Below are 20,003 nucleotides of genomic sequence, written 5' to 3'. Positions count from 1 at the left end.
CTTGAAAGGAAGCAGTGTCTAAGACATCGCGTACTCGCAGTAAGACCCGTCTGTCACGCGCACTCGGGATCGCACTAACCCCAAAAGCAGCCAAGTATTTAGAAAAGCGTCCCTATGCTCCAGGTGAGCACGGTCGCACCAAGCGCAAGGCAGACAGCGACTTCGCCGTTCGTCTTCGTGAGAAGCAGCGTCTAAGGGCGCAGTACGGAATTCGCGAAGCTCAGCTGAAAAAGACCTTCGAAGAAGCTAAGCGCGCACCTGGTCTAACCGGTGAGAACCTAGTAGAGCTTCTAGAGATGCGTCTTGACGCAATCATCTTGCGTGCTGGATTTGCTCGCACAATCGCGCAGTCCCGTCAGCTAGTTGTTCACCGCCACATTTTGGTTGATGGACAGCGAGTGGACCGCCCTTCGTTCCGCGTAAAGCCAGGTCAGCTGGTTCACGTGCACGCGAAGAGCGAGAAGACTGAGCCGTTCCAGGTAGCAGCAGCTGGTGGACACGTTGACGTGCTTCCTCCACTTCCTGGCTACTTGAGCGTTGAGCTCGAGAAGCTTCACGTCACTCTAGAGCGCCGTCCACTTCGAGCCGAAGTCCCAGTCACTTGTGAAGTTCAGCTTGTGGTTGAGTACTACGCGGCTCGATAGTTAAAGAATTAGACAAGGAGGGCACCATGTCAGGATCTGAAATCGCAAGCTTAATTGCTGCGGGTGGATTCGTCTTGCTGGTGCTCTTCCTTGCAGTTCCTATCCTGAAGCTTGGAAAGCTACTCGACAAGAGTGCAGATTCAGTTTCTTTGATGACTGAAGAGCTCACTCCGTTGGTTTCTGAACTGACTGTAACCCTTGAGGAGACTAACCGTCAGCTCAAGAAGATTGATTCGATCACGACAGATGTCTCATCAGTCACAACAAACCTGTCATCTCTTGTTAGTTCCTTCACTGCATCCATGGGCGGAACTCTTGCCAAGCTTGCTGGATACGGTGGAGTATTAAGCAACCTACTCGGAAAGAAGAAGAAGTAGAGATATGAAGAAACTAGTTTGGTTCATTGCTGGCATAGCTATTGGTGCTGTTGCTGCGCGACAGATTGAAGAGAACCCTGCTGCTCGTAAGGCCTACGAGGAAGCCAAGGCTTCTGTTTCTGAGTTTCGCGATGCAGTACTTGAGGGATTCCAGGAGCGTGAGGCAGAACTTTCGAAGCCGAAGCGCAAGCCGGCAGCTGCAAAGACCACCGCTGCCAGATCTAAGTCCGCTGCTTCAAAGAAGACCGGACCAAAATCCAAGCCTGCTGGTAAGTAAGGGTTTAAATTGAAGACCGCCGAGATTCGTCGGCGCTGGCTCGACTATTTCGCCAGCAAGGATCACGAGATTGTGCCCTCCGCGTCTCTAATCTCTGAAGATCCAACTCTGATGTTCACTGTGGCAGGAATGGTTCCATTCATTCCCTACATGACCGGTCTCGTGCCAGCTCCCTACAAGAGAGCAACCAGTGTTCAAAAATGTGTTCGCACACTGGACATTGAAGAAGTAGGTAAGACCACCCGTCACGGAACCTTCTTCCAGATGAATGGCAATTTCTCATTCGGTGATTACTTCAAGAAAGAAGCAATCGCCTACGCGTGGGAGTTTCTAACATCCAGCAAAGCAAAGGGTGGACTAGAGCTAGATCCTGAATTGCTTTGGGTAACCGTTTACCAGGACGATGACGAATCAATCAAGATTTGGCGCGATGTGGCAAATGTTCCGATCGAGCGTATTCAAAAGCGCGGCATGGCGGACAACTACTGGTCAACTGGTCAGCCGGGACCTGCAGGTCCTTGCTCAGAGATCTACTACGACCGCGGCCCGGCCTACGGTTCAGAAGGTGGCCCTGAAGCCGACGAGAACCGATACATCGAGATTTGGAACCTGGTGTTCATGCAGTTTGAGCGTGGACAGGGAACCGGTAAAGACAGCTTTGAAATTCTGGGTGAACTGCCTTCAAAGAACATTGACACGGGCATGGGACTTGAGCGTGTTGCATTTTTAATGCAAGGCGTTGACAACTTATATGAAATCGATGAAGTGCGACCAGTGCTTGATTTGGCGGCGAAACTCTCGGGCAAGACTTACGGCGCTGATTCAGATGATGATGTTCGCCTTCGTGTTGTAGCTGATCACGTTCGTTCTGCACTAATGCTTATTGGCGATGGTGTCACGCCTGCTAATGATGCTCGTGGCTACGTTGTAAGACGCCTTTTGAGAAGAGCTGTCCGAGCTATGCGATTGCTTGGCGTAGAGACTCCGGTTTTCAAAGAATTGTTTACCGCATCTAAAGACGCTATGAAAGCAAGCTATCCCGAGCTGGAGACAGATTTCGAGCGGATACTTCGAACTGCTGTAAACGAAGAAGAAGCTTTCCTACGAACCCTAAACTCCGGCCTCTTGGTTCTGGATGAGGAAATCGCCAAGGCCAAAGCCTCAAAGGCCTCAGCTCTCACAGGCGACAGCGTGTTTTTGTTGCATGACACATATGGTTTTCCAGTAGATCTAACCTTCGAGATCGCTCAAGAAGCTGGTTTAGAAATTGACAGAGACAAGTTCACGTCTTTGATGAATGTTCAGCGCCAACGCGCCAAGGACGATGCCAAGCAGAAACGATCCACCAACGCTGATCTTTCTGTCTATGGTGAGTTCCGCTCTCTTGGAGTCACAAAGTTCACCGGTTACGAGGAGCTTGTATCTGGAGCAAAGGTCATTGGTCTTATTCGTGATGGGCTTGTTGTCAAGGAGCTCAAAGAAGGCGACGTCGCTGAAGTATTGCTGGATGAGACAAGCTTCTATGCCGAGTCCGGTGGTCAGGACAGTGACTCTGGCTTTATTACTGGAGATGGTCTGTCTCTAGAAGTTCTTGATGTGCAAAAGCCTGTCAAAGGACTTGTTTCACATTCCGTCGTTGTTAAGCGCGGCTCGGTCGCAGTCGGCTCAAAGGTTTCAACCGAAGTTTCACCTGAGTGGAGACTCGGCGCAGCTCAAGCACACTCAGCCACCCACGTTGTACATGCCGCACTTCGTCAAGTACTTGGCCCACAAGCTTTGCAATCAGGTTCTTATAACAAGCCTGGCTACATGCGTTTGGATTTTTCTTGGAGTGAGGCTTTGTCTCAGGCGACAAGAACAGAAATCGAAGAAGTGACGAACCTAGCTATCCGTCAGGATCTTGCTGTTAGCGCCCAATTCATGAGCGTGAAAGAGGCAAAAGATTTCGGAGCAGTAGCTCTATTTGGTGAAACCTACGACGAGAGTGTTCGAGTAATCCAGATTGGCGGACCTTGGTCAAGAGAGCTATGTGGTGGAACTCACGTTTCTAGAAGCTCACAAGTTGGCTTAGTTTCCATCATCGGTGAAGCTTCCGTAGGGTCCGGCTCTCGAAGGCTAGAAGCATATGTGGGCTTCGAAGCGTTTCAAGCACTTGCTGCCGAGCGCGCACTGGTAGCAGCTTTGACCGAATCTCTCAAAGTGCCTCGCGAACAGCTGGCCGAGAAGATTCAAACCACAGTTGACGAGCTTCGCGCCGCCCAACGCAAATTGGCTTCACTTTCGATGGAACAACTAAAGAGCAAACTTCCGGAGCTTGCCCAATCTGCCAAGCAAATTGGTGGAGCAAAAGTAATACTTGAAAACATCGGAGCAGTTGATTCAGCTGACCAGGTTAGAGAACTTGCTTCAGCGCTGAGGGACAAGCTGGAATCTGACTCCGCGGTCGCTGCGATTGCTGGTATTTCGGGAGACAAGATCATTCTGATTGTTGCAACTACCAAGAAGGCTCGTGAAGCTGGAATCAGCAGCGGCAATCTTGTGAAAGTGGCCTCAGCGATTCTAGGTGGCGGTGGTGGTGGCAAAGATGACATCGCGCAAGGTGGCGGTCCAGAGGTAAGCAAGCTTGCTGACGCTTTTGCTGCAATTGAGAATTCCATCAAAAACTAAATGGACAGAGGTTCTCGCCTAGCCATTGATGTTGGGACAGTGCGAATCGGGTTAGCAGTTAGCGACCCGGACTCCATCCTTTCGACTCCGCTACCAGCGCTAATCCGATCGAAACTGCTGACAGAAACACTCCAGGAGATTCTCAGCTTGATTTCCGACAATGGAGTTATTGAGGTCTATGTTGGCGATCCGCTTTCTCTTTCTGGCGAAGAAACTGCATCCACACAAGATGCAAGGCAGTTCGCTTTGCAACTAGCGGAACTGACTTCCGTGCCTGTGCGCTTAGTGGATGAGAGACTTACTACTGTGACCGCATCCTCCAAGCTTCGACTCAACGGCTTGAATGCTAAAGCTGCCAAGGACTTGATAGACAGTGCAAGCGCAGTTGAGATTTTGGAGCAAGCTTTGAATGTTTCCAAAAAGTCCGGGAAACCTGCCGGTTTGAGAGTCCGGGGACTAAATGACTAGGGCTTATGTCCCAAGGCGGCGAAGGTTGTTCTTCACTCTTTCGGCACTAGTCCTAAGTGTTGGTTTGGTTGGAGCAACCGTTGTCGCATTGAACTACGACACGCTTAGAGCCCAGTACCTAAAGCTCACGACTCTAGATTTTGAAGGCCCCGGAGAAGGTGAAGTTGTTGTCCGCATCGAAGCTGGCGAGGATGGATTAATCATCACTCAGAAACTTCTTGATGCGGGAGTAATCAGAGACTTTGACAGCTTCTATAGACACCTCATTGAGAACAACGCAGTTTTCTATCCCGGTAGCTTCATGATGCGATTCGAGATGAGCAATGAAGCTGCGCTAAGCGTTCTTTATAATTCTTCTAATGCCATGACCTACAAAGTGACTATCCCAGAGGGTTATCGAGCGGTGCAGATCTTTGACGAACTAGCAAGTATCTCAGGTATTCCAGCCGATGAGTTTCGATCGGTTGCAAAAGACTTAGCTAGCTTTGGTATCCCGTCGGAAGCACTAACGATCGAAGGTTATCTATTTCCAGCTACCTATAGTTTCGACACTGAAGCCAGTGCAACCGACATCCTTCAAACAATGGTTTCGCGTATGAAGGAGGAGCTCGAACGCCTTGGAGTGGCCGAAAAGGATTGGCATTCGGTCGTGACATTAGCGTCGATAGTTCAGCGCGAGGCCAAACTTGAACCAGATTTCTTCAAAGTGTCTCGCGTGTTTGCCAATCGACTCGAGATCGACATGCGGCTAGAAACAGATCCGACAATCAGCTACAGCTACAGCGGTAAAGACATGTCGGAGGCTTCCAAGGCGGAACAGTTAGAGCATGGATACAACACATACCTAATAAAGGGACTACCTCCTGGACCAATTGCATCTCCCGGTGCTCTTGCTCTGGAAGCAACCCTGTCACCTGCTGATGGAGATTGGTTATTCTTCGTAACAATTAATCTCGAATCCGGCGAGACAAAGTTTTCAAGAACGCTTGCTGAGCATGAGGGTTATGTTGTGTTGCTGCGGCAATGGGAAAAAGAAAACCCAGGTTGGTATGACAACTAGTTTCTGTGTGGTTGGCTCACCAATTGAGCAATCTTTGTCACCCGTTTTGCACACGGCTGCCAATAAACACCTGGGGCTTGATTTTGCCTACGGGAAAAATGAAGTTCCTGCCGGGGGACTAAGAAACTTTCTCAGTTCATCCGATCTAGGCGGTGTATCCGTGACTATGCCACTCAAACATGAGGCATTCGATCTTGCCGTAAGCCACGATGAAGATTCTCTGACTACCGGTGTATCAAACACTCTTGTGAGATCTGCCAGTGGATGGCGCGGGTTTAACACCGACGTCTACGGTATTTGCGAGGCTTTATCCATTGTTTCCGAACCCAGAGTCACAGTAGTAATCGGATCTGGAGCAACAGCTCGATCCGGAATGGTGGCTCTTTCTAAACTCTTTCCAAAAACGCAAGTGCATCTAATCAGCCGTAATCAAGATGCCGGAGTTGCACTGGAAGTATTTGGACAGACATTGGGACTAAACGTTTCAATAAAGCCTGCAACAGTGCAGGCTCTCATGTCCGCCGATTTAGTCATGTCTTTGGTGCCAGCAGGTTCTTATGCAGAACTTTGGGAAGAGATTCAGCGCAGCGGCAATTCAAGATCAGGCACGCTTTTTGACGTGGCATACAACCCGTGGCCGTCGAAGGCAGGATTGGCCTGGAACCCTTCGACTGTTATTTCTGGAATTGAAATGCTTATCTGGCAGGCAATTGAGCAAGTTCAGCTCTTTGCTTCAGCTAATGGAAGTATTGGCGAAATTGACCGAAGTGCTCTTTATTCAGTGATGAAGGCAGCTGTTTCTTCAAAATAGGGCACTCTAATGGCGGTCTATGCCAGAATTGAGTTATGTTGCGCTGGTTAACCGCTGGAGAGTCCCATGGACCTGAACTTGTCGCGATTTTAGAAGGTTTGCCTGCCGGAGTTCCTGTCACAACCAGTGATGTCCAGAATGCGCTTGCTAGACGGCGTCTTGGATTCGGTCGCGGCGCAAGAATGAAATTTGAACTCGATGAGGTAAATCTCTCAGGCGGTGTTCGTCACGGAATTACCCAGGGCGGCCCTGTAGCCATTACCATCCAGAACACGGAGTGGCCGAAATGGGAGAAAATCATGTCCGCCGACCCAGTGAACGAATCGGAACTTGAAGGCGCCAGGGCCGAAGCACTCACTAGACCAAGACCTGGACATGCCGATTTCACCGGTATGCAAAAGTATGGGTTCTTAGATGCTCGTCCCGTACTCGAGAGAGCCAGTGCAAGGGAGACGGCGGCCCGTGTTGCTCTAGGTGAAGTAGCGGCTAGATTCTTGAAATCACTGGGTATCGAGTTAGTCACCCACACTGTTGCCATCGGTCCGATTTCAAACACTGAGCTTTCTTTGCCGAAACCAAGTGACGTTAACGCTTTGGACGAGGATCCTGTTCGTTGCTATTCCAGTTCGGTCTCTGCGGCCATGGTCGCCGAGATCGAGGATTGTCATAAAGCCGGCGACACTCTTGGGGGAGTAGTTGAGACTTTGGTCTACGGATTACCTCCTGGCATCGGGTCTTATGTTCACTGGGACCGAAGGTTGGACTCTCAACTTGCTGGCGCCTTGATGGGTATTCAGGCAATCAAGGGCGTTGAAGTTGGGGATGGTTTTGAAACCACCCGTCGACGTGGTTCTTTAGCGCACGACGAAATCGAAAAGGATGCTTCAGGAGTTGTCCATCGCACATCTGGACGTGCAGGTGGAATCGAAGGTGGAATGTCTACCGGAGAAATACTTCGCGTTCGAACCGGGATGAAACCAATCTCTACGGTGCCTAAAGCTCTTGCAACCATAGATGTTTCAACTGGCGAAGCCACCAAGGCTCATCACCAAAGATCAGATGTTTGTGCAGTGCCTGCTGCGGGAATTGTTGCCGAGGCCATGGTGTCCTTGGTTATTGCGAATGCAGTTCTTGAAAAGTTCGGGGGAGACTCAGTTGCTGAAACTAAGCGCAACATGCAGTCTTTCTTGGATAGCATCCCTGCTGTTCTTAAGTCATTTGAGAGCTGATGAATACCCCAGTGGTATTGGTAGGTCCCATGGGTGTTGGGAAAACCACAATAGGTAAAAAGCTCGCTAAGCAGCTTGGACTCTCGTTCGTCGATACTGACAAAGAAATAGTGAAGCAGCACGGCTCAATTGCCAAGATCTTTGAAAAATCCGGTGAACAGCACTTTAGAGCCCTTGAGCACGAATTTCTGCTGGCAGCTCTATCAACTGGTTCTGTTGTGGCTACCGGAGGTGGAGTGGTCACCCAAGAAAGTAACCGTTTAGCACTCAGGGATTCTTTCGTGATTTACCTTTCAACTAATGGGCGTCACATGGCATCGCGACTTTTGGCCGGGCGACGCCCTTTGCTCAAAAACGGAATTGCTGATTGGAAGCGCATCTATCAAGAACGCAAGCCGCTTTACGAACAAGTTGCTTCTGTAGAGATCGAGACCAGTTCAAAGTCCTTGAACACAGTGGTGTCAGAAATTGTTGAGTTGGTGAAAGCTCGTGCCTGAAATATCGAGAATTGTTGTCGGAGCCGAGAAACCTTACCCGGTTGTCATGGGTCGCTCACTTTTGGATCAAGTACCAGAGCACCTAAAGGGAGCAAAGAAGGTACTTGTTGTGCATCCGGTTGGACTTGCCGTAAGTGCGGAGGAACTAAGAGATTTCTTGATAGCTGCGGGCTTCGAAGTGTTGTTGGCGGGAGTCCCGGACAACGAAGAGGCTAAACGCATCGAGGTCGCAGCATTTTGTTGGGGCATCTTAGGAAAATCCGAATTCTCCAGAACCGACATGGTTATTGGTTTCGGTGGCGGAACCATTACCGATCTCGCAGGGTTTGTCGCAGCAACTTGGCTGCGGGGAGTAGGTATCGTCCAAATACCAACAACCCTGCTGGCAATGGTTGATGCGGCTGTTGGCGGAAAGACCGGCGTCAATACCACTGAGGGTAAGAACCTAGTTGGAGTTTTTCATTCCCCGACTGCCGTGATTGTTGATTTAGAAACATTGAACACGTTGCCAAAGAACGAATTGCTTGCAGGCTTCGCCGAAGTTGTTAAGTGCGGATTCATAAGCGATCCAGAAATTCTGAACCTTATTGAGTCGAACTTTGAACAGGCCGTTGACCCAGCCACTGGAGCGTTTGAGGAACTTGTGCGGCGCAGCATTCAGGTCAAGGCCGACGTAGTGGCGGTTGATTTCAAGGAATCTGGTTTACGGGAGATCTTGAACTACGGCCACACGTTAGGACATGCCATCGAACTAGCCGAGCGGTATAAGTGGAGACATGGGGCAGCAATTTCAATCGGAATGGTGTTCGTCGCAGAACTTGCTCACCTGAATGGGAGGCTTTCTATCGAAGCGGTCGCGCGCCATAGAGACCTTTTGGTAAAGCTGGGGCTTCCGGTTAGCTACCCAGCAGAGAAGTGGCCTCAGCTGCTTGCAAACATGCAAATTGACAAGAAATCTCGGGGTGGAAACCTGCGCTTTGTCGTGCTCGATGAGATTGCTAAGCCAACAATCATGCATGCCCCAACCGAGGAAATTCTCTTCGCTGCTTTTCAAGAGATAGCTCAGTAGGCTAGAGAAATGAAAAGCGTAGTTGTCCTAAACGGCCCAAACCTGCAAAGGCTGGGTTCCAGAGAGCCTGAAATCTACGGTGAGATGAATTTGGATTCTCTGACCAAGGAGCTTACCAAGCTAGCTGAGACGCTATCTATTTCCCTGGAGTTTTTGCAAAGCGATTCAGAATCCGAACTTATCGCGGCTGTTCATAAAGCTACCGATGCCAAGCATGACATTGTTATCAACCCAGCTGCTTTCACTCACTACTCGTACGCATTGGCTGATGCCTGCAAGGCTCATACCTCCACCGGCGCAAAACTGATTGAAGTGCACATCTCAAACCCACACGCCAGAGAAGAATTCCGACACAAGAGTGTCATTTCAGCTTCAGCAACCGGCGTTATTGCTGGTTTTGGGTTCGACTCTTACAAGCTTGCTCTTCGGCAGCTTGCAGGCTAAGACGCTAGAATCAAGTAATTCCAATAAACGAGACAAAAGAAATCAGAGTAAGCACGACTTATGGCAACCTCAAACGATCTAAAAAACGGACTGGTCCTCAACATTGATGGACAACTTTGGACTGTAATCGAGTTTCAGCACGTAAAGCCAGGTAAAGGCCCAGCTTTTGTCCGTTCAAAGCTAAAGAACGTCCTCACTGGCAAGGTTGTTGAGCGTACATTCAATGCGGGTGTGAAAGTTGAAACCGCCAGCGTAGACAAGCGCGAAATGAACTACCTCTATAACGATGGCTCCGGATTCGTCTTCATGGACAACCAAAACTACGAACAGATGACTTTGTCGCAAGAAGTAGTAGGCGATGCCAAGGATTACCTTTTAGAAAACCAGGGAGCCGTTGTAGCTGTATATGAAGGCAACCCAATCTACGTTGAACTGCCGGCATCTGTTGTCTTAGAGATCACTTACACCGAGCCTGGTCTTCAAGGGGATCGATCAAGCGGCGGAACCAAGCCAGCAACGGTTGAAACCGGTCTTCAAATTCAGGTTCCATTGTTTATTGAGCAAAACGTCAAGGTCCGAGTCGACACTAGAACCGGCGAGTATCTCGGCCGCGTCACCGACTAGCTTGTGAGTTCCAGAACTAAATCCCGAAAGATGGCACTAGATGCCATCTTCGCCGCTGACATGCGTAAGCAGAATCCGCTTGAGCTTCTTGATGTCACGGCTAGCACACAAGAGGACAGACAGAATCAAGGTGAGATTGTCGGTTACGCCCGCCAGATTGTGGAAGGCATCATCAGCTCCCACGCCGACATCGATGATCGAATTGCCTCTTTTTCACACAAGTGGTCAATTGATCGCATGCCAGCTGTGGATAGGGCCATTCTTAGGGTTGCTGTTTGGGAAATACTGTTCAACGATGAGGTCCCTGACCCCGTTGCCATTGCTGAAGCCGTTGAGCTTGCCAAGGAGTACTCCACTGAGGAGTCGGGTCTTTTTGTGAATGGATTACTTGCCGCAATTTCCGGAACCAAGACCGCAAAATAGCCGGATACTGCTAAGCTTTCCAAGAATCATCCTTTAACTACCGTCCTGTGAGGCGGAGAAGGAGGTGGGCGTTGACAAAACGCACCGTCTTGAGCGCCGATGACATCTCTCGGGCCATTACCCGCATATCTCATGAAATAGTCGAGGCAAATCAAGGTCTTGAGAATTTAGTCTTGCTCGGAATACCAACCCGCGGTGTGTTTATCGCAAACCGTCTCGTTGAGGTAATCAAGAAGCACTCCGGTGTTGAGATCGAACTTGGTTCTCTAGATATCACTCTCTACAGAGACGACCTTGCAAAACAGCCAACTCGTGGACCTGGGATCACTTCTGTTCCCGCAGGAGGAGTTTCTGGCAAGTCAATTGTCTTAGTTGACGACGTTCTTTTCAGTGGTCGCACTGTGCGAGCCGCACTCGACGCCTTGAATGATCACGGCAGACCCAAAGCAGTCATGCTGGCGGTGCTGGTGGATCGCGGACACAGACAACTTCCCATAAGGGCTGATTTCGTCGGTAAGAATCTTCCAACTTCTTCTAAGGAACACATTTCAGTCAAACTCTCAGAATCAGACGGTGTGGACGAAGTGGTGATCGAATCATGAGACACCTGCTTTCTGCCGCCGACCTAGACAAGGACCAGGCAATCAAATTGCTTGACCTCGCTGAAGATATGTCGGATGTCAACGAACGAGAAATAAAGAAATTACCAACCCTGCGGGGAAAGACCGTAGTGAATCTCTTTTTTGAGGATTCAACCAGGACTCGAATTTCTTTCGAGCTGGCAGCCAAGAGGCTCTCGGCAGATGTAATCAATTTTGCTGCGAAAGGTTCATCGGTTTCCAAAGGAGAATCCCTAAAAGACACTGCCCAGACTCTCGAGGCTATGGCTGCTGATGCGATAGTTCTTCGTCATTCCTCAAGCGGTTCCGCACATAGGCTTGCGCACACGGATTGGGTGGGCTCTGCAATTGTGAACGCTGGCGATGGATCCCACGAACACCCAACACAGGCTCTGCTCGATGCCATGACTATCCGTCAAGGAGCATTTGAAAATTCAAGGGGTGCAGATCTAGCAGGAATCAAAGTATTGATAGTTGGCGATCTTTCGCACTCCAGAGTAGCCAGGTCCAACCTAATACTGCTAGCAACTTTGGGTGCAGAGGTACACGTCTGTGGTCCTGCAACTCTTGCGCCAGCTTCACTTGTGGCAAGTGACCGAGTTCACTTCTTACTCGACGATGCAATCAAGTCGGTAAATCCGGATGTAGTAATGATGTTGCGAGTTCAGCAGGAAAGAATGAGCGCCTCATTTTTCCCAACTGAGCGTGAATACGCAAGAATCTGGGGATTGAACAAATCTCGGCTTTCTAAGCTCGGTGAGAAAACCCAGATCCTTCATCCTGGGCCCATGAATCGGGGTCTTGAGATTGATGCGGCGAGTGCCGATAGCAAGAACTCAATGGTGTTAAATCAAGTTCGAAATGGAGTAGCTGTGCGCATGGCTGTTCTCTTTACGCTACTTTCTGGAGAGGTGAACTGATGAGCGGGAACTATCTGCTGCAAAACGCAACAACCACAAATGGTGAAGTGCGTGATGTTGTCATCGAAGGTGGTCTTGTTGTGGGTAAAGTATCCACCGGGATTAAGCATGAAGAAATCGACTGCAAGGGATTGGTAGTTTTGCCAGGCTTTGTGGACCTACACACGCATCTAAGGGAGCCAGGCTTTGAACAGAGTGAGACTGTTGCTTCTGGTTCTCGTTCTGCAGCAGCTGGTGGATACACAGCAATTCACGCAATGGCGAACACTTTTCCGGTGGCAGACACCGCCGGAGTTGTCGAGCAGATAGCAAGACTCGGTGAAGATGCCGGGCTGGTTTTTGTTCAGCCAATCGGTGCCGTGACTGTGGGACTCAAAGGTGAGCAGTTAGCGGAGCTTGGAGCGATGGCCCAATCAAAAGCACGCGTGAGAATGTTTAGCGATGATGGAAACTGTGTTCACGATCCTGCACTTATGAGAAGGGCTCTGGAGTACGTCAAGGCCTTCGACGGAGTTGTTGCACAGCATGCTCAGGAACCGAGACTGACTGTAAACGCCCAGATGAATGAGGGACCCTTGGCTACAAAACTCGGCCTCGGTGGCTGGCCCAAGGTTGCAGAAGAAGCAATCATTGCTCGCGATTTGATGCTCACCGAACTCACTTCATCAAGGCTGCACGTTTGTCATGTTTCGACCGCGGGCTCAGTTGAATTGATTCGCCAGGCCAAAGCGCGTGGGATAAACGTAAGCGCCGAAGTCACACCCCATCACCTGTTGCTAACGGAGGATCTAGCTTCTGGCTATGACCCTCTTTACAAGGTCAATCCGCCTCTCAGAACAACTGCCGACGTTGAAGCACTCAGAGAAGGTCTCATTGACGGAACCATCGATGTCATTGCAACTGACCATGCACCCCATCCAAAGGAATCCAAGGATACCGATTGGGCTAGTGCTGCTTTTGGAATGGTTGGATTGGAAACGGCTTACTCGGTGGCTCAACAGGTTCTGATTGACTCAGGAAAGTCAAACTTCGAGCGACTTGGAGCGGTGATGTCTTCAAACGCCGCAACCATTAGCGGTTTGGATCAGCAAGGCAAATATCTTTCCCCGGGTAGTGCAGCTAACCTGACTCTTGTAGACCCGAAAGACTCTTGGGATCCTAAACCGCAAACACTCAGCATGAGCGAGAATAACCCGTTCGCGGGCCTCAAGATGCAGGGGAGAGTTCGGCACACGATTTATAACGGAGAATTTAGCTACAGGGATTTTTCGATTGTTCAGAGGGCAGGGATCTAATGGAGACATACCAAGTGGGCCTGATTGCTCTAGGACTCTTTAGCCTTTTCGCCATTACCGCGCTCATTACCTGGCGGCGTCGCACGGCTGTTCAAGCGCTTTTGCTGGAAGTGCCGGTAGGAATTGAAAGCTCCTTTGCTGCCACCAATTGTTTTTATGTAGCAACAACTTTCTCAGAGCGACCGCTTGAACGGGTGATTGCGCATAGGCTAGCCCATCGCGGGCATGCACGTCTAGCGGTGACCGGAGCCGGAGTGGAAGTTTCAAGAGTTGGTGAGTTTGGATTCCTAATTCCAACAGCAGACGTAATTGAAGTTTCGCTGGGTTCTGCCGTTATCGACCGGGCTGTAGAAAAAGAAGGCCTGGTTGTAATCAAATGGAGGCTCGGAGCAGTGGAACTGCAAACTCACTTTAGATTTGTAAGCTCTGAACTTCGTTCGGAAGCACTTGAAGCCCTTAAGCCCTTAGTGGGAGCGTGATGACTACCACTACAGCGAAGCTGGTTTTGGAAGACGGCATGATTTTCGAGGGGTTTGCCTATGGTGCCGAAGGGCAAACCCTAGGTGAAATTGTCTTCGCAACCGGAATGACTGGGTACCAGGAGACAATTACCGATCCAAGCTACGCCGGACAGATAGTTGTGCAGACCGCACCACACATTGGAATCACGGGAGTAAACACTCGAGACGAGGAATCTAACCGTATTTGGGTTAGCGGTTATGTAGTGAGGGAACCTTCGAGGGTAGTTTCCAACCACCGGTCCGAGAGATCTCTAGATGAAGAACTTGAAGATAACTTCGTCGTTGGTATTTCAGGTATCGACACCAGAGCACTGACTCGACACATTCGCTCACGTGGGGCAATGCGGGCTGGTATTTTCTCCGGCCCAAGGTCCGAGCAAACTGTGGAAAGACTTGTTGAGATTGTCTGTGAGGCGCCGGAGATGAAGGGGCAATCTCTAAGTTCGGTTGTCACTACACCTGATGCCTATGAAGTCCCACACATGGGACAGTTCGTGGGCCGAGTCTCGATTCTTGATCTTGGTATAAAGCGCTCGACAATCGAACACATGATTAAAAGAGGTCTGGTTGTCACAGTTTTGCCTGCACTTACAAGTCTAGAAACTCTGCTTGCCACAAAACCGGATGCGGTGTTTTTCTCAAATGGACCAGGAGACCCTAGCGCTTCGGCCGATCAAGTGAAACTTCTCAAAGAAGTACTTGAAAGGCGTATTCCATTTTTTGGAATCTGCTTTGGCAATCAATTGCTTGGAAGAGCCCTGGGTTTTGATACCTACAAGCTAGCTTTTGGGCATCGTGGTATAAATCAACCCATTCTTGATCGCACAACTGGTCGAGTTGAGGTAACCGCACACAATCACGGTTTTGCCGTTAGTGTTCCGGGGGGAGAAGCTGGCGAAATAGTTAGTTCCCCTGCCGGGTTTGGAAAGGTTCGAGTCTCGCATGTAAACCTAAACGATGACTGTGTTGAAGGCCTGGAGTGCATTGATGTGCCCGCATTTTCTGTGCAGTACCACCCGGAGGCCGCTGCCGGGCCTCACGATTCCTCCTATTTGTTTGATCGCTTAGTTGAAATGATCAAGTCTCGCGGGGACAACTAATGCCGCGCAGAGAAGACCTAAAGAGCGTCCTGGTTATTGGTTCAGGTCCGATTGTCATTGGTCAAGCTTGTGAGTTTGATTACTCAGGCACCCAAGCTTGTCGCGTACTTCGTGCCGAAGGAATTCGAGTTATCCTCGTGAACTCAAATCCAGCCACCATCATGACTGACCCTGATTTTGCAGATGCTACTTACGTTGAACCGATCACCGCTCAAGTTATCGAAGCAATCATTGCCAAGGAAAAGCCAGACGCAATCTTGCCAACTCTCGGAGGTCAGACCGCACTCAATGCTGCAATGGAATTGCATGAGCTTGGGATCCTTGAGAAGTACAACGTCGAACTAATCGGAGCAAACATTGCTGCAATCAGGGCCGGCGAGGATAGACAGTCGTTCAAGCAGTTAGTTCTTGATGCCGGGGCCGATGTCGCAAAATCCGTGATCGCTCACAACATGGACGATGTTCTGGCTGGCGCCAAGAAGCTCGGCTACCCGGTTGTGGTTCGTCCTAGTTTCACAATGGGAGGCCTTGGTTCCGGTTTTGCTTACGACGAGAAGCAGTTGATTCGGATAGCTGGCGCTGGGCTCCAAGCCTCACCTACAACGGAGGTACTTCTTGAGGAGTCAATTTTAGGTTGGAAGGAATATGAGCTTGAGCTCATGAGGGATCGAAACGACAACGCCGTTGTTGTTTGTTCGATTGAGAACTTTGACCCTGTAGGCGTCCACACCGGAGATTCGATTACCGTAGCGCCTGCTCTGACACTGACCGACCGCGAGTACCAGAACCTGAGGGATATTTCTATTCAGATTATTAGGGACGTAGGTGTTGACACCGGCGGTTGCAACATTCAGTTTGCCGTTGATCCGGTAACTGGACGAGTGATTGTTATCGAGATGAACCCTCGAGTAAGCAGATCATCAGCTTTGGCTTCTAAAGCAACAGGTTTCCCAATTGCAAAAATTGCCGCCAAGCTAGCTATTGGATACACCTTGGATGAGATTCCTAATGACATCACAAAGGTGACACCCGCAAGTTTCGAGCCAACCCTGGACTATGTAGTGGTTAAGGTTCCAAGATTTGCTTTCGAGAAATTCCCGGCAGCTGATTCCACCCTTACTACCACTATGAAATCCGTTGGAGAGGCGATGGCCATCGGAAGAACCTTCTCGCAGGCGCTTCAGAAATCACTTAGATCTTTAGAAAAACGGGGCTCGTCTTTTCACTGGAACACTAACGTCACTCCGGTCGGTGATCTGCTTGAAATCATTAAGAAGCCCACCGACGGCCGAATTGTCAATGTTCAACAGGCGCTTTTACGAGGAGCTACTCCAAAGCAGGTGTTTGAAGCAACCATGATCGATCCATGGTTTATTGACCAGATAGTCCTTATCAACGAAGTCGCCATCACTATTCGAGAAGCAGGGGATTTAACGCCCGAAGTACTAAAGCTTGCGAAAATGCATGGGTTTAGTGACCACCAGATTGGTGAGTTGCGACACCTAGCAGAAACTGATGTTCGTTCCCTCCGCCACAAACTTGGATTGCGGCCCGTCTTCAAGACCGTCGATACCTGTGCAGGGGAGTTTCCAGCACTCACGCCATATCACTACTCGACCTATGAAACCGAGACAGAGGTAGTTCCTTCAGACCGCAAGAAGGTGATCATCCTAGGCTCAGGCCCAAACCGAATTGGACAGGGTGTCGAATTTGATTACTCCTGCGTGCACGCCTCATTTGCACTCTCCGACGCCGGCTACGAAACCATCATGATCAACTGCAACCCTGAAACAGTGTCAACCGACTACGACACCTCCGACAGGCTTTATTTCGAACCGCTGACTTTGGAGGACGTGCTTGAAGTTATTCACGCCGAGTCTGCCTCAGGCGAGATTGTCGGTGTGATTGTTCAACTTGGCGGTCAGACGGCCCTTGGGCTAGCTCAAGGACTTTCCAAAGCTGGTGTGCCAATTCTTGGCACCACACCGGACGCAATCGACTTAGCAGAGGAGAGAGGTTCTTTCACGAAGATTCTGGATCAGGCGAATCTCTTAGCACCTGCAAACGGTACAGCTACCAACTTGATTGACGCAAAAGTAATTGCCGAGCGAATCGGCTTCCCAGTTCTCGTTCGCCCTTCGTTCGTCCTTGGCGGTAGGGGAATGGAGATTGTCTATGAATCCGAAGGAATGGACGACTACTTCCGCAGAATAGAAGACCAGGCGATAGTTGGCCCTGAACATCCTTTGCTGGTTGACCGATTCCTCGACGATGCCATAGAGATCGACATCGATGCCCTTTATGACGGACTAGAGCTTTATGTTGGCGGTGTAATGGAACACATCGAAGAAGCTGGAATTCATTCTGGTGACTCGAGTTGTACGTTGCCACCAATCACCCTTAGTGAATCTCAGATTGCTCGAGTAAGAGACGCTACTGAGAAGATTGCCAAGGGCCTTGGGGTAGTAGGCCTACTCAACGTGCAATTTGCAATCGCCGCGGATGTGCTTTACGTTCTCGAGGCAAATCCCCGGGCGTCAAGAACAGTTCCATTTGTATCGAAAGCTCTTGGAATCACTCTTGCTAAAGCGGCTGCTCTAGTCATGGTTGGGAATTCAATTGCACAGCTGAGAGTGGAGGGGCATTTGCCTGCGCTTGATGGAACTTACATCCCGGCCAATTCTCCAATTGCAGTCAAGGAGGCAGTGTTGCCGTTCAAGAGGTTCGCTACCCCCGACGGAAGATACGTTGATTCATTACTTGGTCCGGAGATGCGCTCCACCGGTGAGGTAATGGGGATTGATGTCAACTTCCCGAAAGCGTTTGCTAAATCTCAGGCGGCGGCAGGAAGTTCTCTTCCAACCAGCGGGCGCATTTTTATTTCAGTGGCAGACAGGGATAAACCTCAAATGTTGCTTCCGGTACGAAGACTGGAGCAATTGGGCTATGAAATCCTTGCAACTGCTGGAACCGCTCAAATTCTTCAGCGCCACGGCATCAAGGCTAAAGAGGTCCGTAAGCACAGCCAAGGTTCATCGGCAACGGAAGGTCCAACAATCGTTGAACTTATAACGGCCGGAGAAGTTGATGTGGTTGTGAACACACCCACCGGGTCTTCAGCACGTAAGGATGGTTACGAAATCCGTGCAGCTACAACTGCAGCCGACAAACCAATTTTTACAACCTTGGCCCAACTAAGCTGCGCGATTGGTTCTTTCGAAGTGGTCATCGCTGGCCCCTTTGAAGTCAAATCACTTCAAGAACACGCAGCCGACCGGAAAGCGGCACTCGGTGTCTAGCTTCGGTCAAAGATTGTTGAAAACCTTTGAGCAGAAGGGTCAACTGTGCATCGGGATCGATCCAAGTATTGATCAGCTGCGTTCATGGGGATTACCGACTTCGGCCGAAGGCGCCAAGTCCTTCAGTTTTTCGATGCTTGATGCGGCTCAAGACAATGTAGGAATAGTGAAATTCCAGGTTGGATTCTTTGAACAATTTGGACCAGAAGGTTTTAGTCACCTTTCGGATCTAATTGCCGATGCCAAAACCCGCGACCTTGTTGTGATAGCGGATGCTAAACGGGGAGACATTGGATCAACAATGTCTGGCTACGCAACAGCGTGGTTATCACGTGAAGCTGCGTTTGCTTGTGATGCACTGACTGTTTCGCCATACCTGGGTTCTGATTCTCTTGCCGAAACAGCAATTGTCGCTCTTGAGAATGATCGTGGATTGTTTCTGCTAGCAGCAACCTCAAATCCTGAAGCCCCGACACTTCAGTCAGCTATGCGCGACGGTAGAACTGTTGCAAGAAGTGTGTTGGATTTTGCGGATCAGTACAGTGGTGCGGGCCTTGGTTCAATTGGGGTAGTTGTTGGTGCAACAGTGAACGATGTGGATCTTGGGTTGGATTTTTCAGACAGCTTGAAAATTCCGGTTCTAGTTCCTGGCTTTGGAGCACAAGGAGCTTCTCTGATGGAGGCACGTTCTTTGCTTTCTGGCTACGCAGATACGGCGATCTGCAATGTCTCTCGTTTGGTTGCGGGTTCTTCGCTTGATGGTCTTTCTTCTAGAGTTTCGAAAGCCAAAGCTGATCTTGAGGTAGGGTTGCGGGCATGAAACCAGCTGGCAAGCTAATTGTTATGGCAGGTCCCTCCGCGGTTGGAAAGGGCACTCTCGCATCGCACATAGTCACAAACTTTGAAGGTTTTATGCTCTCTGTTTCTGCAACCACTAGGTCTCCACGCGAGGGAGAAGTTGATGGCATCTCCTATGTCTTTCTAACCGAGGAGGCATTCAAGATTCGCGCAGATTCTGGTCAAATGCTTGAGTGGGCAACTGTTCATGGCAGACACTACTATGGCACTCCACGGGAACCTGTAGAGCAGGGATTAGCTAACGGATTCAATGTGATCCTTGAGATTGACGTCCAGGGGGCTTTTCAGGTCAGAGAGAGTTTCCCGGAGGCTTTACTGGTTTTCGTAAAGCCTCCAAGCTTCGAAGAGCTGCGGGCAAGGCTTGACAAAAGGGGGACCGAGTCTGAACAGGACAAGCAAATTCGCCTTGAAACGGCTAGAACCGAGCTTGATCAGGCTTCCGAGTTTGATTATTCAGTCGTCAATGACGAGGTGGCCAGATGCGCCCAAGAAGTCGTAGACTTAGTGCAAACAACATAATCACAGGAAAGTTGCCATGTTTGAAAAGCTAGAAGGAATCGTTTCTCCCTCCATCGATAAGTTGATGGACCGAGTGGACTCGAAGTACGAGCTTGTGATGTTTGCTGCCAAGAGAGCACGTCAAATTAACGATTACTACTCTTCTTTGCACGAGGGAAGTCTTTTCAACAACGTAGGTCCGCTAGTTGACGTGACCATCGACGAGAAGCCTCTCACCATTGCCCTAAATGAGGTTGACCAGGGTCTTCTTACAAAGCGCAACCTAGACTAAGCGACACCAA

The 20,003-nt window shown here is 49.9% G+C and carries 22 protein-coding genes; all 22 read left to right on the top strand.

Features of this window, described 5'->3' with window-relative positions:
• The first annotated feature begins 14 nt into the window (after window positions 1-14).
• The 22 genes from rpsD (at window position 15) to rpoZ (ending at window position 19,993) form a co-directional block, all read left to right on the top strand.
• Entirely contained in the window at window positions 15-644 is a 630-nt protein-coding gene (gene rpsD / locus AC8GDC_RS03610) for a 30S ribosomal protein S4 (RefSeq protein WP_506557312.1), read from the top strand.
• Between the two features lie 26 nt (window positions 645-670).
• Window positions 671-1,021, top strand: coding sequence for a DUF948 domain-containing protein (locus AC8GDC_RS03605; RefSeq protein ID WP_506557311.1), 351 nt, complete (start codon window positions 671-673; stop codon window positions 1,019-1,021).
• A gap of 4 nt (window positions 1,022-1,025) precedes the next feature.
• Window positions 1,026-1,298, top strand: a complete 273-nt coding sequence (locus AC8GDC_RS03600; protein ID WP_506557310.1) for a hypothetical protein — start codon at window positions 1,026-1,028, stop codon at window positions 1,296-1,298.
• Between the two features lie 9 nt (window positions 1,299-1,307).
• The gene (gene alaS, locus AC8GDC_RS03595) at window positions 1,308-3,965 is read left to right on the top strand and encodes an alanine--tRNA ligase (protein ID WP_506557309.1); all 2,658 of its coding nucleotides are present in this window, start codon (window positions 1,308-1,310) and stop codon (window positions 3,963-3,965) included.
• Window positions 3,966-4,433: a Holliday junction resolvase RuvX gene (gene ruvX, locus AC8GDC_RS03590; protein WP_506557308.1), complete on the top strand. Its 468-nt coding sequence runs from the start codon at window positions 3,966-3,968 to the stop codon at window positions 4,431-4,433.
• A gap of 25 nt (window positions 4,434-4,458) precedes the next feature.
• Window positions 4,459-5,493, top strand: a complete 1,035-nt coding sequence (mltG, locus tag AC8GDC_RS03585) for an endolytic transglycosylase MltG (RefSeq protein ID WP_506557307.1) — start codon at window positions 4,459-4,461, stop codon at window positions 5,491-5,493.
• Window positions 5,483-6,304, top strand: coding sequence for a shikimate dehydrogenase family protein (locus AC8GDC_RS03580; RefSeq protein WP_506557306.1), 822 nt, complete (start codon window positions 5,483-5,485; stop codon window positions 6,302-6,304). Before mltG ends, AC8GDC_RS03580 begins: the two co-directional genes overlap by 11 nt.
• Before the next feature lie 35 nt (window positions 6,305-6,339).
• Window positions 6,340-7,533 (top strand): chorismate synthase, encoded by a 1,194-nt coding sequence (aroC, locus tag AC8GDC_RS03575; RefSeq protein WP_506557305.1) that lies wholly within the window; start codon window positions 6,340-6,342, stop codon window positions 7,531-7,533.
• A 29-nt stretch (window positions 7,534-7,562) separates the two neighbouring features.
• Entirely contained in the window at window positions 7,563-8,030 is a 468-nt protein-coding gene (locus AC8GDC_RS03570) for a shikimate kinase (RefSeq protein WP_506557304.1), read from the top strand.
• A gap of 46 nt (window positions 8,031-8,076) precedes the next feature.
• The gene (aroB, locus tag AC8GDC_RS03565; protein WP_506558464.1) at window positions 8,077-9,099 is read left to right on the top strand and encodes a 3-dehydroquinate synthase; all 1,023 of its coding nucleotides are present in this window, start codon (window positions 8,077-8,079) and stop codon (window positions 9,097-9,099) included.
• 9 nt (window positions 9,100-9,108) lie between these two features.
• Window positions 9,109-9,543, top strand: a complete 435-nt coding sequence (aroQ, locus tag AC8GDC_RS03560) for a type II 3-dehydroquinate dehydratase (protein ID WP_506557303.1) — start codon at window positions 9,109-9,111, stop codon at window positions 9,541-9,543.
• A 60-nt stretch (window positions 9,544-9,603) separates the two neighbouring features.
• Window positions 9,604-10,167, top strand: a complete 564-nt coding sequence (efp, locus tag AC8GDC_RS03555) for an elongation factor P (RefSeq protein WP_506557302.1) — start codon at window positions 9,604-9,606, stop codon at window positions 10,165-10,167.
• Window positions 10,168-10,197: 30 nt separating this feature from the next.
• Window positions 10,198-10,590 (top strand): transcription antitermination factor NusB, encoded by a 393-nt coding sequence (nusB, locus tag AC8GDC_RS03550; RefSeq protein ID WP_506557301.1) that lies wholly within the window; start codon window positions 10,198-10,200, stop codon window positions 10,588-10,590.
• Window positions 10,591-10,661: 71 nt separating this feature from the next.
• Complete coding sequence (gene pyrR / locus AC8GDC_RS03545; protein WP_506557300.1) at window positions 10,662-11,192, top strand: bifunctional pyr operon transcriptional regulator/uracil phosphoribosyltransferase PyrR; 531 nt, start codon at window positions 10,662-10,664, stop codon at window positions 11,190-11,192.
• Window positions 11,189-12,130, top strand: a complete 942-nt coding sequence (locus tag AC8GDC_RS03540; RefSeq protein ID WP_506557299.1) for an aspartate carbamoyltransferase catalytic subunit — start codon at window positions 11,189-11,191, stop codon at window positions 12,128-12,130. Before pyrR ends, AC8GDC_RS03540 begins: the two co-directional genes overlap by 4 nt.
• Complete coding sequence (locus AC8GDC_RS03535) at window positions 12,130-13,425, top strand: dihydroorotase (RefSeq protein ID WP_506557298.1); 1,296 nt, start codon at window positions 12,130-12,132, stop codon at window positions 13,423-13,425. Before AC8GDC_RS03540 ends, AC8GDC_RS03535 begins: the two co-directional genes overlap by 1 nt.
• Entirely contained in the window at window positions 13,425-13,904 is a 480-nt protein-coding gene (locus AC8GDC_RS03530; RefSeq protein WP_506557297.1) for a PH-like domain-containing protein, read from the top strand. The genes AC8GDC_RS03535 and AC8GDC_RS03530 overlap by 1 nt, the downstream gene beginning before the upstream one ends.
• Window positions 13,904-15,046, top strand: a complete 1,143-nt coding sequence (gene carA / locus AC8GDC_RS03525; protein WP_506557296.1) for a glutamine-hydrolyzing carbamoyl-phosphate synthase small subunit — start codon at window positions 13,904-13,906, stop codon at window positions 15,044-15,046. The genes AC8GDC_RS03530 and carA overlap by 1 nt, the downstream gene beginning before the upstream one ends.
• Complete coding sequence (gene carB, locus AC8GDC_RS03520) at window positions 15,046-18,345, top strand: carbamoyl-phosphate synthase large subunit (RefSeq protein ID WP_506557295.1); 3,300 nt, start codon at window positions 15,046-15,048, stop codon at window positions 18,343-18,345. The genes carA and carB overlap by 1 nt, the downstream gene beginning before the upstream one ends.
• The gene (gene pyrF, locus AC8GDC_RS03515; RefSeq protein WP_506557294.1) at window positions 18,338-19,165 is read left to right on the top strand and encodes an orotidine-5'-phosphate decarboxylase; all 828 of its coding nucleotides are present in this window, start codon (window positions 18,338-18,340) and stop codon (window positions 19,163-19,165) included. Before carB ends, pyrF begins: the two co-directional genes overlap by 8 nt.
• A complete protein-coding gene (gene gmk / locus AC8GDC_RS03510) occupies window positions 19,162-19,722 on the top strand; it encodes a guanylate kinase (RefSeq protein WP_506557293.1) in 561 nt (186 codons plus the stop codon). The genes pyrF and gmk overlap by 4 nt, the downstream gene beginning before the upstream one ends.
• 16 nt (window positions 19,723-19,738) lie before the next feature.
• Window positions 19,739-19,993 carry a DNA-directed RNA polymerase subunit omega gene (rpoZ, locus tag AC8GDC_RS03505; protein ID WP_506557292.1) on the top strand — a complete coding sequence of 85 codons (255 nt, stop codon included), beginning with the start codon at window positions 19,739-19,741 and terminating at the stop codon, window positions 19,991-19,993.
• Window positions 19,994-20,003 lie beyond the last annotated feature (10 nt).

It is taken from the genome of Rhodoluna miladensis (SeqCode) (genome assembly GCF_965234705.1).
GTDB classification, from domain to species: domain Bacteria; phylum Actinomycetota; class Actinomycetes; order Actinomycetales; family Microbacteriaceae; genus Rhodoluna; species Rhodoluna miladensis.
Note: the sequence above shows the minus strand (reverse complement) of the source record. Positions and strands in the feature narration are given on the sequence as shown.